At 68.8% G+C, this 11,401-nt stretch carries 12 protein-coding genes and 3 pseudogenes; 10 read left to right on the forward strand and 5 right to left on the reverse strand.

Going from position 1 to position 11,401, the window contains the following annotated elements:
* Window positions 1–53: 53 nt before the first annotated feature.
* Together EFK10_RS22760 and EFK10_RS50750 are read right to left on the reverse strand one after the other, a co-directional pair.
* A complete protein-coding gene (locus EFK10_RS22760; protein ID WP_127357503.1) occupies window positions 54–356 on the reverse strand; it encodes a hypothetical protein in 303 nt (100 codons plus the stop codon).
* Window positions 357–612: 256 nt separating this feature from the next.
* Window positions 613–927 carry a helix-turn-helix domain-containing protein gene (locus tag EFK10_RS50750; RefSeq protein ID WP_265737547.1) on the reverse strand — a complete coding sequence of 105 codons (315 nt, stop codon included), beginning with the start codon at window positions 925–927 and terminating at the stop codon, window positions 613–615.
* A 360-nt stretch (window positions 928–1,287) separates the two neighbouring features.
* On the opposite strand from EFK10_RS50750, the gene EFK10_RS50755 reads away from it, so the two are divergent.
* The 7 genes and pseudogenes from EFK10_RS50755 (at window position 1,288) to EFK10_RS22810 (ending at window position 7,210) form a co-directional block, all read left to right on the forward strand.
* Window positions 1,288–3,219, forward strand: coding sequence for a putative Ig domain-containing protein (locus EFK10_RS50755; protein ID WP_240677401.1), 1,932 nt, complete (start codon window positions 1,288–1,290; stop codon window positions 3,217–3,219).
* 107 nt (window positions 3,220–3,326) lie between these two features.
* Window positions 3,327–3,767, forward strand: a complete 441-nt coding sequence (locus tag EFK10_RS22780; protein ID WP_127357504.1) for a hypothetical protein — start codon at window positions 3,327–3,329, stop codon at window positions 3,765–3,767.
* A gap of 680 nt (window positions 3,768–4,447) precedes the next feature.
* A complete protein-coding gene (locus tag EFK10_RS22785; RefSeq protein ID WP_127357505.1) occupies window positions 4,448–4,654 on the forward strand; it encodes a hypothetical protein in 207 nt (68 codons plus the stop codon).
* Between the two features lie 513 nt (window positions 4,655–5,167).
* A pseudogene (locus EFK10_RS53410) lies at window positions 5,168–5,449 on the forward strand (DNA polymerase III subunit beta family protein); the annotation flags it as partial.
* A gap of 82 nt (window positions 5,450–5,531) precedes the next feature.
* Entirely contained in the window at window positions 5,532–6,023 is a 492-nt protein-coding gene (locus EFK10_RS50760) for a hypothetical protein (protein ID WP_240677402.1), read from the forward strand.
* Between the two features lie 176 nt (window positions 6,024–6,199).
* Entirely contained in the window at window positions 6,200–6,421 is a 222-nt protein-coding gene (locus EFK10_RS22805; RefSeq protein ID WP_127357506.1) for a hypothetical protein, read from the forward strand.
* A gap of 228 nt (window positions 6,422–6,649) precedes the next feature.
* Entirely contained in the window at window positions 6,650–7,210 is a 561-nt protein-coding gene (locus tag EFK10_RS22810) for a hypothetical protein (RefSeq protein WP_127357507.1), read from the forward strand.
* A gap of 634 nt (window positions 7,211–7,844) precedes the next feature.
* On the opposite strand, the gene EFK10_RS22815 is transcribed toward EFK10_RS22810, so the two are convergent.
* Window positions 7,845–8,057 carry a DUF4287 domain-containing protein gene (locus EFK10_RS22815; RefSeq protein ID WP_127357508.1) on the reverse strand — a complete coding sequence of 71 codons (213 nt, stop codon included), beginning with the start codon at window positions 8,055–8,057 and terminating at the stop codon, window positions 7,845–7,847.
* Between the two features lie 201 nt (window positions 8,058–8,258).
* A complete protein-coding gene (locus tag EFK10_RS22820) occupies window positions 8,259–8,822 on the reverse strand; it encodes a dihydrofolate reductase family protein (protein WP_127357509.1) in 564 nt (187 codons plus the stop codon).
* A 166-nt stretch (window positions 8,823–8,988) separates the two neighbouring features.
* Between EFK10_RS22820 and EFK10_RS22825 the strand changes: the two are divergent.
* A pseudogene (locus tag EFK10_RS22825) lies at window positions 8,989–9,189 on the forward strand (hypothetical protein); the annotation flags it as partial.
* A gap of 192 nt (window positions 9,190–9,381) precedes the next feature.
* On the opposite strand, the pseudogene EFK10_RS22830 reads toward EFK10_RS22825, so the two are convergent.
* Window positions 9,382–9,621, reverse strand: a pseudogene (locus EFK10_RS22830) (sigma-70 family RNA polymerase sigma factor); the annotation flags it as partial.
* 191 nt (window positions 9,622–9,812) lie between these two features.
* Between EFK10_RS22830 and EFK10_RS22835 the strand changes: the two are divergent.
* Both EFK10_RS22835 and EFK10_RS22840 read left to right on the forward strand, forming a co-directional pair.
* Window positions 9,813–10,019 carry a hypothetical protein gene (locus EFK10_RS22835; RefSeq protein ID WP_127357510.1) on the forward strand — a complete coding sequence of 69 codons (207 nt, stop codon included), beginning with the start codon at window positions 9,813–9,815 and terminating at the stop codon, window positions 10,017–10,019.
* A 939-nt stretch (window positions 10,020–10,958) separates the two neighbouring features.
* Entirely contained in the window at window positions 10,959–11,243 is a 285-nt protein-coding gene (locus EFK10_RS22840; RefSeq protein ID WP_127357511.1) for a hypothetical protein, read from the forward strand.
* Window positions 11,244–11,401: the final 158 nt, after the last annotated feature.

Genomic DNA, 11,401 nt, shown 5'->3' on the forward strand with positions numbered 1-11,401 from the left:
CACATGCGCACATTAGCATGTGAGAACGAGTTTCAGTTAGGGATCAGAGGTGGTCAGTGGTCGTCCCAGTGACCCTGGTGAGCCGCGTGGCGGTGCCCATCGTGCGCGTAGTCGGTGTGGCCGTCGTGCGGCACGGCGACATGCCCACACTGCGGGCCGTGCTCGTGAGCGTGCCCCTCGTGCACCGAGTGCTCCACTCCCGCACATTCGTCGACGTGATCGTCGTGCACGCGGTGGATGTGCCCATCGTGCGCGAAGTCGGTGTGATCGCCGTGCGGGATCGCGACATGGCCGCAGTCGCCACCGTGGACGTGCTCATGGCCACCATGGGGGCGGTGGTCAACAGCAGTGGACATGATCGAACTCCTCACTCGCGCCACCGGAAGGTCCGACGGTCAGTCAATCCATTGCGACATTAGCATATGGCGACTTATGCATGTGTTGTTTCGGTCCACCCCGAAGCGTCTACCTCGGAGAGGTCAAAAAACGGCAACGATTTTCATGTTTGCCTTTCGGTCTATGGTTTTGAAACTCATTCCTATCTAGCGTGGGGGCGTCCAGGAGTGCCGGTATCCCGCTGGTGCGGCCCGGCTTGGTTGAGGAGATCCCGCGTCATGAGCTCTGTCCCGTCCCGTCCCGCTGTTCGCCGGTCGTCCCGTTACCCCCTCGCTGGTGTCGCGGCCATAACCGCGATAGCCGCCACCGCCTGCTCCACCTCGCCCTCCTCGGGCAGTGGTTCGTCCACCGCCTCGTCCTCCGGCTCCGGGGGCGGGAAGACAATCCAGGTGGTGGCGGCGGAGAACTTCTATGGATGGGGTTCTCGGCACCCGCAGGCACAACGGCCTCGCGCGCTACCTCGGCCGCGGTGTACGAGTCGCGTCTGACCAGCGCGAGGTAGATCCGCGCCTCGTACCGCGCCAGGCCCAGTGCTGTGAGGTCGTTGACCGTCGGTCGTCCACGTCTATGGCGTTGATCGGCGCTCCGGGCTCTTCCTCCGGGATCATCACATCAACTCCGGTCCTGTTCAGGGTGGTTGGTCTTGGATATTTCCCTTACCTAGGGCAAGGCTTTGCTATTGGCCGGTAGTTCCTTGGGCGAGCACTCACTAGCGTCATCGGCGGCCACCACTGACCGGGGTGGCAGCTCGCAACAAAGAACGTGCGCTACTCGCAGCCCACCGGCAGCAGTGGACCCGTGGCGTGTCGGAGCATGATCAATTGTCATGTTCTTGACACGTAAGGCGAACTTTCCGCCGCAGGGCACCGATCTCCCATGGAGGACAGTCTCTTGCGACCGCAGAACACGGACCACCCGAGACCCGACCGGCTCCGACGGCTCACCCGCCGAGGGGCCACTGCCCTGTTGTCGGCCGCGGCCCTGATATCCGGCGGCATGCTGGCCGCCGCACCGCAGGCGGTGGCCGCGCCGGCCACGCAGCAGGCGAAGAGTAGCTCCGTCGCCAACCCCTACAGCCCCGCGTACCAGCACGTGTATCGGCACGGCGTGGTACCGACCCTCCAGCAGCACGCCAAGATGAAGGCCTGGGCAGCCTCCCAGCCGTCCCCGAGCATCGCGACCGGGACGCAGACGCTGTCCTACGGCGGCGGCGTCGACGGCATCGGTGTCCAGAGCGGCCACTCGAAGGTCTATCTGGTGTTCTACGGCACCCAGTGGGGCACGCAGAGCACCAACAGCAGCGGAGACATGACCTTCTCCGGCGACTCGGCAGGCGCCGCGCCAGTTGCCCAAGAGATGTTCAAGGACATCGGCACCGGTAACGAGCTGTGGTCAGCTGACCTGACCCAGTGGTGCGACGGTCCGAACGTGGCAGCCGGCGCAACCAGTTGCCCCTCGAACGCCAACTTCATCCCCTACCAGAGCGGCGGCGTGCTCGCCGGAGCGTGGTACGACAATGCGGCCACGTCGCCGAGTGCCGCCACAGGGCACCAGCTCGGCGCCGAGGCTGTGAAGGCGGCCAGCCACTTCGGCAACACCACGGCCGCGTCGAACCGCGACGCGTACTACGTGATCCTGTCGCCGCACGGTACCAACCCCGACAACTACCAGAACCAGTACTGCGCGTGGCACGACTGGAACGGTGACACCACGCTGACCGGCGGTGCGGTCACCTCGACCGTCGGCGACGTCGCCTTCAGCAACCAGCCCTACAACATCGACTCCGGCGCGGGCTGCGGCGTCGGGTTCGTCAACTCCCCCGGCACCCTCGACGGCTGGACCATGACGCTCGGCCACGAGTGGCAGGAGATGATGTCGGACCAAAACCCGGCCGGCGGCTGGACCAACCACACCGGCAGCTCGTACAACGGCCAGGAGAACTCCGACGAATGCGCCTGGATCGCACCCGGCAGCGCAGGCGGAGCAGCCAACATCACGATGGGCACCGGCACCTTCGCCGAGCAGGCCAGCTGGTCCAACGACACCAACGCGTGCGCCATCTCGCACCCGATCGTCGGCGGAACCACGGGGAACACCGTCACCGTGAACAACCCCGGCAACCAGAGCTCCACCGTGGGCACGGCCGTGTCCCTGCAGCTGACGGGTTCTGACTCAGCCTCGGGCCAGACCCTCACCTACACCGCGGCCGGGCTCCCGGCGGGCCTCAGCATCTCCTCCAGCGGCCGGATCAGCGGCACCCCGACCACGGCCGGCACCTCCTCCGTCACGGTCACCGCCAAGGACAGCACAGGAGCCTCCGGCAGCACCTCCTTCAGCTGGACCGTCAGCAGCACCGGCGGCACCTGCGCCACCCCGGGTCAGAAGCTGGGCAATCCCGGCTTCGAGACCGGCACCGCTTCGCCGTGGACAGCCAGCACCGGCGTGATCGACAACTCCACCGGCGAGCCTGCCCACTCCGGCAGCTGGAAGGCCTGGCTGAACGGCTACGGCAGCACCCACACCGACACCCTGTCCCAGTCGGTGACCATCCCCGCGGGGTGCAGCGCCACCTTCTCCTTCTACCTGCACATCGACACCGCCGAGACCACCACGACATCGGCCTACGACAAGCTGACCGTCCAGGTCGGCACCACCACCCTGGCCACCTACTCCAACCTGAACGCGGCGAGTGGCTACGTACTCAAGTCCTTCAACCTGTCCAGCTACGCCGGTCAGACGGTGACCCTGAAGTTCACCGGCACCGAGGACTCCAGCCTGCAGACCAGCTTCGTGGTCGACGACACCGCCCTGAACGCCTCCTGACCCATCGGAACTCCCTGGCACAGCACGACACGTTCCGCCCCGGCAGGGAACCACTGCCGGGGCGGACCCGTCCCATCGGCACGCACTGCCTGGAAGGGGTCACGTTCATGGCGCTCCCGTGCACCCACTCTGCACTCCGCTTCGCCGCATGCCTGGCTCTCGCCGTCACCACGGCGTGCGGCGCCGACGCTGCACGGTCTGTTGCGCCGACCACGCCAACGCCCACAGCCCTCCGGCTGGACGAGCGTGCGAACCACACGACCGTCTCGGCCACGGTGGGCACCTCGGTTGTGGTCACGCTGCACAGCACATACTGGTCGGACCTCACCAGCGGTACGCCGGATGTCCTGGCCGCCGCAGGGGCTTCGCGGGTCACACCGGCCCACACCTGCGTCCCGGGCGCCGGCTGCGGCACTGTCGAACTCGCCCTGCGTGCTGTCCGACCCGGCTCGGCAAACATCACAGCCCGCCGCACCAGTTGCGGCGAGGCCCGGCTCTGCGACGGTGACCAAGGCCATTACAGCGTGACGGTGAAGATCAGCGGATAGGTCGGCAGGAACGATTTGCGAGCTGGTACGGATCGGACCTGCTGGGGCGCCGCACCTCCAGACCGACCCCGACAGGTAGCGTCGGTCGCCATGAGGCCTGTGGGGTTCCAAAAGTCCCGTACAGCGCCGACCTGCAGCTTCTTCAGCCGTCGTGATCTTCGTCAGGCGGCGTTGTGGTACTCGTGGATGAGTCCGCTGAGGATGTCGTGCCGGTGGATCCGCTGGGCCGGGAAGGGGATGACGTCGGGGTCGTCGGCTGGAGGTGCGAAGCGGGACCCCGTCGCGGCCGCATCGCACGAACCCCCACCCTCCCAGTGCCACGGTCAGGTCACCCCCATCGGGATACCTCACGCCGCCGGACTACAACCGGCCACCCAACCCGCGTCACCCCGAAGCGAAAACCCCAGTAGCCGTCCCCGGTGCGGGCCCCGCCCGGGGCCCACACCGCCCCGACCCCATGCTGCGCCCGGCAAGGCCCAGCAGGCACCACCAACCCACCAAGGAAGGACCCGCCCATGAGCACGAACGGGCAGCACGCTCACTCTCTCCGAGGTCACCGCGCACATCGCCGCGCACGCGAGCGAAGGCGACCTCGACCGCATCATCGCCGTGGTCAAGGAGCGCCGGAAGACTCTGGCCACCGTGGCCGCCGCAGCTGTCACGTCGGCGCCACCGTCGAGGTGGTCAACATCAGCCCCGCCGCTTACAAGGGCAAGCGCGGCACGGTCACGGCCATCACCGGCGCCAGCGCGTCCATCACGTTCGACGCCGAGTCGACCAAGGAACTGCGCTGGGCCGGGAGCCGGAGGATCAACGTTCCGGACGGCGTGACGCAGTGGACCCCCAACGCAGGGTTCCCCCTTACCTGCCTGCGCGTCGTCGGCTGACAGCAGGTCAGTGTCCCCGGCGGGCCCGGCAAGGCCCGGCGGGGACACCCGCGCCACACCGCCGGCACCAGGGCAGCCCCCGCCGGCCTCCAACCCACCAGAAAGGCACCACCATGTCCCAGGCCACCGCCGAGTAGACCGCCGACACCCCCGCCGCCGAAGCCCCCGCGCACTTCAGCGCCAGCCACCGCGAACTCACCGACGCCCTCAACCTCGCCGCCCTCGCCGTTCCGCCCCGGCCCCCCGTCCCGACCATGGGCGGCATCGTGGCCCACACCCAGGGCCGCGCCCTGACGCCGAGCGCGTACGACTACGAAGTCGCAGTGTCGGTCACCCTCCCCGCGGACACCGGGACCACCGGGCGCAGCGTGCTGAACTACGACGAACTCACCAAGACGCTTGCCGCCGCCGTCGCGGGTGAGACCAAGGCCGCCGCCGGGACCGTCGTCACCGTCGACGGCGACCAGTTGTCGACGTCTCAGGTGTCGGTGCCGGTCACCGTGTACCCGCTGGATGAGTACCCGATCCTGCCGCCTGCCGCGCCGCCGGGTGGTCACGGTCGACGGCCCGGAGTTCTTCGGCCAGCCGGCCCGCGTGCTGCCCGCCGCCGGGAAGGACGACACCCTGCCGGTGCTCACCATGGTGAGCCTCACACTGTCCGGCGGATCGCTGCGCATGGCCACGTCCGACCGCTACCGGCTCACCGTGGCCGACGTGCCCGCCCAGCCCTGGGAGACCGACGCCGAAGCCGCCGAGTCGCCCGAGGCCGTCCTGGTGCCTGCCCGCGTGCTGGCCCAGGTCGCCCAGGCACCTGGGCAAGTACACCGGCCCGATCGGGATCGGCATCCGAGACGAGGAACCGTCCCCGCTGGTCACCTTGAACATCGGGGGCGCCGAGATCACCATCGGCATCTACGAAGGCGAGCACATCAAGCTGGACAACCACCTGCCCACCCAGCGGCACATCGCCGTGACCGTCAGCCGCGCCGATCTGGTGAAGGCCGCCAAGAAGGCCCACGCGCTGGTCAAGGCCAAAGGCATGGGAACCACCGGCTCCGCGCTGGCCCAGTGGAACGCCGAAAAGAGCCTGACCCTTGCGCCCTTCTACGGCCAGGAGGAGCAGGCCAAAGTGCGGGGTGCGAAGGTGACCGCCAGCATCACCCACGGCACCACCGACCACGTGCAGGGGCACACCCTCACACTGAACGCCCGCTTCCTGCTGGACGCGCTCGACACCTTCACCGGCGACACAGTCACCCTGCACCTCCAAGCCGCCGAGACGGCCAGTTCATCAAGGCCGTCCTGCTCACCGACGGCGACGCGATCACCGGTGACCGATACCGGCACCTGCTCCAACCGGCCCGGCTGAACCGGCAGACGCAGCGCACCGGGTGGGCCCGGGGTGATCCACCGAGCCCACCCCGCTCCAGGTCAGGGCCGGTTTGAGGTTGCCCCCTTCCAGTAAAGAGAGTACGATTACTCATGTCGGGATGCGGGCGGCAACCCGAACCGGCACCCCAACCCACCAGCAAGGGAGCACCGTTCATGAACAGCACCGGCTACGCCTGGGGGACCACCGACGGCGGCGCATGGCTGACCATCCCCCGCAGCTACCACCAGGCCCCCGTCCTCACCGAGACGGCCGAACAGGCCCAGCGCCCCTACCCGGAAGCCGACACCCTCGCCCGCGTGGAGCGCTACACCCACCCCGCAGTCACCGGCAGCGGCCGCGCCTTCAAGATCCTCGAAATCGTCCAACACGGCTGACCAGCAGCGCCCCCATGCCGGTCCGGACGGCAATCCGGACCGACACCCCAACCCACCACCCCCGAAGGAGCCAGCAAGCCCGCCGCCCTCGTCCGCCGGACCGCCTCCACCCGCACCGACCAGGGCCCCCGCCGCCACACGGCCGACGCAGCCCACCACTTCAGGCGCCTGGCCTGGGCCGTCGCAGACGGGATCGGCGACACTTACGAGCCCGCCGACGCCGCCACCATGGCCGCCCAAGCCGCCCCGTACGCGGCACTGACCGGCGGAGCCGCCCACCGCATCGCCACCGCCCGCACAGTCCCCCAGGACCACTACCAGCGATGCCCGCACGGCCAGCAAGGGGACTGCGTCATGGTCACCGCCATGCCCATGCGCCAGCACGTCGAGGGCGGCTGGGACTTCGCATGGGTCGGCGACCGCCGCGCCAACACCGTCCAGAACGGGACACTACGCCAAGTCAGAGACGACCACACCGAAGGCCAGAAGATGAGGAGCTGGAACGACCCCTACTGGGCGAAAATCGCCGACAGCTACGACCACGTCGTGACCCGCAGCGTGCTACGCGACCAGCCCATCGACTCCGCGCGCGTGCCCGACCCGATCGAGGTGGTGATGCTCTGCACCGACCAAGTGTCGAAGGTACTGACCGCCCAGGACATCGCACGCATCCTCACCGCCGACATCCGCCCGCGCCACATGACCCGCGCCCTCATCGCAGCCGCCCGCGCCCGCCGCAACGGCACCGACAACATCGCGGTCACCGTCATCGCCCCCCGCACCACATAACCCACCGCATGAAGCGCCCGCCGGCCCGGCGGCAACCCGGACCGGCACCCACGACCGAGGGAGACGAAACCCCATGGCACGACCCCGCCGACACCAACCCCCGACCGACGCGTACGACATCACCCCCAAGACCACCCGGGCCACCTTCACCGCAGCCGCCGACGTGCTGACCGCACACGGGTGGGCCGACGGCGAGACGTTCCGGATGCGACCGACCAGCGTCGGACCGGACGAGGTGCTGATCGCCCCGATCGTGGGCGGCATCGACACCATGCCCGACACCAGCTCCGCCGCATGGAACGACCAGGAGCACAAAGCCGCATGGCACGCCGCAACCCGAGCCCTGCACGCGATCACGACGAACGCGGGATGGACCGCGCACGGAGCCACCAGGGAAGGCACCTACTTCCGCCGCCCCGCCCGCCCAGGCCCCGCCGCCACGCCGAGCGCCGCCGTCCTGGCCGCCGCCGCCCGGGGCGCCCGTGCTGGTTCTGTTCACGAGAAGCGACAGCGGTTGTTCGCCACTGTGGGAGGCGCCCTGCATCCGGCGTGTTCGATGTTCACGAGAAGCAACAGCATCGGGACCAACCGTCCGTACCGCGGGGCCCGAGCTCCCGCGGCGCGCACGCTCGGGTTACTCGGCGTTGCCGTCGGCGAGGGTGTGTGCCACGAGGGCGTTAGCGTGGCCGTGGCCCAGGCCGTGTTCGGTCTTGAGCCATGCCACGAGTTCCATGTGCTTGGTCAGCGGTGAGGTGCGGATGAGGTCCTTCCACTCCGCTATCGGGCGTCCGTACTTCTTCTCGATCGAGGGGAAGTAGCTGGCGGGGCCCTTCACCGGTGCGGTCATGTCGCAGTCTCCTGCTGGTCGGTGTGTTGTGGTTTTGGTGTGTCGCTGGGCGGGCGGCGAAGCGGGGACCGCTACAGCCGCTTGGTGGGTGGCCGGATGGGCCCAAGGCCGATGCCCCGCGATCGGCACACGTGTCGACAACCTGTCTGCCGCCGCAGGGGAAAGAACCTTATGGCGGCAGGTCCCTGCCGATGGCGCCAGCTACGCCTCGTCGGTGGGCCCGTAGACGATGTGCAGCACGCCGGTCTTGAAGACGTCGGAGGTGATCAGCTTCAGCGGGATCGGGTCGGCGGTGTCGTCGAACAGGCGCTGCCCGCGGCCGACCGCGATCGGGTGGACCAGCAGGTGAAGCTCGTCGATCAGTCCTGCGGCCAGCAACTGGCGGACCACAGAGATCGAGCCGGACATCCCGATGGGGCCGCCCGGCTCCGCCTTCAGCTTGGTAACGGCCTCGACCAGGTCGCCGTGGAGCTGCTCGGAGTTGCGCCAGGTGAACTCCAGCGGGGAGTTGGAGACCACGATCTTGCGGGCGTCGCCGAGAGCCTTGGCCATCGGGGCGTCGTCCTCACCGGCTGCCTCGCGGGCCGGCCACGCGCCGGCGAAGGAGTCGTAGGTGACGCGGCCCAGCAGGACGGTGTCCGCCGCGCCGAGCTGCGCGGTCACGGCCGCGCCCATCTCGTCGTTGAAGTAGGGGAAGTGCCACTTATCCGGGCTCTCCACGACGCCGTCGGCGGCGATGAACAGACCGGCGGTGATCTTCCTCATGAGTTGCTCCCTGCAAGCTCGGGTATCGGTTGTTTCACCCGGTCAGACGGAGCACTGCGGCGGAACTCATCGCTGCCCGGCCGAGATTTCCAAGATTTTTTCAGGCGGCACGGGCGCCCGGCCGTCGCACCGATGAGTCGAAGGCTCCCAGGCGGTCCGAGTCGGTATGAAGACCGTGGTGTTCAACGTGGGCCAGCTCCGTCCCGGCGCCGGGCCGTTTCTGTGCGACCAGTTGGCCGCGCTGTTGACGGACCGGCCGGACGCGGCGGTCGTGGTCTGCGACGTGTCCGCCGTCGAGCGGCCCACGCCGGCCGACCTCGACCACCTGGGGAAGTTGCGTACGACCGCTCGGCGCATGGGCCGCGATCTCGTGCTGCACGGGGTCGGACCGCGCCTGCGGCTGCTGCTGACGCTGACCGGCCTGGAGGAGGTCTTCCGGTGCGGGGCCGATGGGCACCCGCTCGTCCGGGACCGGCCCCACCCAGACGTTCTCCTCCAGCTGCGCCAGGTTCGGCGCGGTGGCCGAACCCGGCGAGAACAGGTCCATCGGCCGGGCACGCCGCTGCGCAGCCGGCACCATGTCCAGGCACACGTTGGTCGCTATCCGATACAGCCAGGTACGCAGCGCCGAGCGGCCCTCGAAACCGTCGAACTTCGACCAAGCCCGCACCAGCGTCTCCTGCACGGCGTCCTCGGCCTCGAACGACGAGCCCAGCATGCGGTAGCAGAAGGCCAGCAGCTCCCGGCGGAAGGATTCGAGCTGCTCCACGATATCGTCACGATCTTCGGTCACAGGCACGCCAGCACCCTAGCCGCCGGAGCCGACCAAGATCAGCACACCAACGGCTCGGGCTGCGCCGTGAGGCCGCCCGAGCAGCCCCGCTGGCTGCCGCCGCTGTCCGAACCCGTGAAAATTTCGATTTGCCGGGAGCTCCGACCGCCCCCCAACTCGTTAACAAATGCTGTCCTTTCTCGCGAGCAGAGCCACCCGTGCGGCTGCTGGCCATCGCCGCCGAACTCGGTATCGGCAGCGGCGACCTGGACAAGGCGGTGCACGACGCCGCGACCGAGGAAGGCGCCGCCCACCTCGCGAGCGCGGTCAACGCCCAGGGCCTGGCCGCCCCACTGACCTACCTCTACGAGGGCTGCGCGAGCGAAGCCGCGTTCCGTTCCATGCTGCGTGACCTGCGGGAATGACGTGGCCAAATAGAGTACAATTAGATACGTTGGTTTGCACACTTGTGAGCGACACGGCAGCTCCGGCACAGGTCACCACCCTGCAGCTGGACCAGATCAAGCCCAATCCGAAGAACGTCCGCGAGGACATGAACCTGACGGACTGGTTCGTGGACTCGATCCGCGAGAACGGCGTCGTCGTCCCCGTGGTCGTCCTCCCCCCGCTGCGCGCCGACGGGCCCTACGAACTGGTGATGCCACCGCCGCTACCACGGGTCGCACGAAGCGGGCCGGGACACCATCAGCGCCTACGTCCTGGACCCCTCCACCCGCGAAGCCGGACAGGGCTTCATCGACCAGCTGATCGAGAACGCCGAGGAGGGACGCGCGGGCCTGACGGAACTGGATCAGGCCGACGCCCTGTTCGGAGCCATCCAGGACGGCATGTCCCCCCACCAAGGTCGCCAAGCGCACCGGCCGCACGAAGGCCGCCGTCGAGCAGGCCGCCACCGCCGCGAAGACCGTGGGCGCAGCCACCCGGGCCGCCCTGGCCCAGGCCGACGGCTACGAGTGGACCACCGACGTTCTCGCCGTCCTGGGCGAGTTCGACGACGACCCCGCCGCCGTCGAGCGGCTCATCACCGCGCGCACGGCCGGGTACTTCGCCCACCAGGTCACCCGGGAGCGCGACGACCGCACCAAGGCCCAGGCCCGCGACGCGCGGCGGACGGAACTTGCCGCCGCAGGAGTGACCCTGATCGAGGACGCCGACGAGCTGCCCGACACCTCCGGGTTGCTGGCCGAGCTGCGGGGCGCCGACGGCGACGAGATCGATGCACCGACCCCGAGGCGTACGGCCACGCACTCAAGGAGGACGACGCCCCGCAGGAGGAACCGGACGAAGCGTCGACGGACGCCGGGCAGTCCGCCGCCCCGGTCAAGCCGGAGAAGGAAGAGGGGATGCCCTACAACCTCAAGGTCGAGGGCAACGCGGCGTACCGGCAGCGGGCAACACCCGGCGCGAGTGGCTGCGCACGGAAATTCCTGTCCCGCAAGACCGCACCGAAAGCCCTCGCCCCGTCGACCGCCGCCTCCTCGTACTGCTTCAGCAGCGCCAGCAGCCCCTGCTCCACGCGCCCCTCCCCGCGATGCCGCCGACGCTGCCACGCCGGACCCAACCCCCGCACCACAAAGGACTTACCGGCCTTCCGGAACGCGAAACCCCTGCTGATCACCGTCCCTTAAACCGAGCCGTACCCTTCTTAATTTGACAAGCCCTGCACCGAGGCAAGCCCTACGGCGGCCGTCAGAACGGCCACCACGGCAGGTGACCGCCCGGGCACCTGCTCGGCAGGTAGTTGCCCGGGTCCATGCCGTTGTTGACGGAGAAATCGATGGCGAAC

This window comes from Streptomyces soli (genome assembly GCF_003999195.1).
Classification (GTDB): domain Bacteria; phylum Actinomycetota; class Actinomycetes; order Streptomycetales; family Streptomycetaceae; genus Actinacidiphila; species Actinacidiphila soli.

Excerpts from the sequence above, each read along its gene's own strand:
- EFK10_RS22805 (WP_127357506.1), top strand. The coding sequence starts at position 6,200 with ATGAACAGCACCGGCTACGCCTGGGGGACCACCGACGGCGGCGCATGG.
- EFK10_RS22810 (WP_127357507.1), top strand. The coding sequence starts at position 6,650 with ATGGCCGCCCAAGCCGCCCCGTACGCGGCACTGACCGGCGGAGCCGCC.
- EFK10_RS22780 (WP_127357504.1), top strand. The coding sequence starts at position 3,327 with ATGGCGCTCCCGTGCACCCACTCTGCACTCCGCTTCGCCGCATGCCTG.
- EFK10_RS22760 (WP_127357503.1), bottom strand. The coding sequence starts at position 356 with ATGTCCACTGCTGTTGACCACCGCCCCCATGGTGGCCATGAGCACGTC.
- EFK10_RS22820 (WP_127357509.1), bottom strand. The coding sequence starts at position 8,822 with ATGAGGAAGATCACCGCCGGTCTGTTCATCGCCGCCGACGGCGTCGTG.
- EFK10_RS22815 (WP_127357508.1), bottom strand. The coding sequence starts at position 8,057 with ATGACCGCACCGGTGAAGGGCCCCGCCAGCTACTTCCCCTCGATCGAG.
- EFK10_RS22840 (WP_127357511.1), top strand. The coding sequence starts at position 10,959 with ATGCCCTACAACCTCAAGGTCGAGGGCAACGCGGCGTACCGGCAGCGG.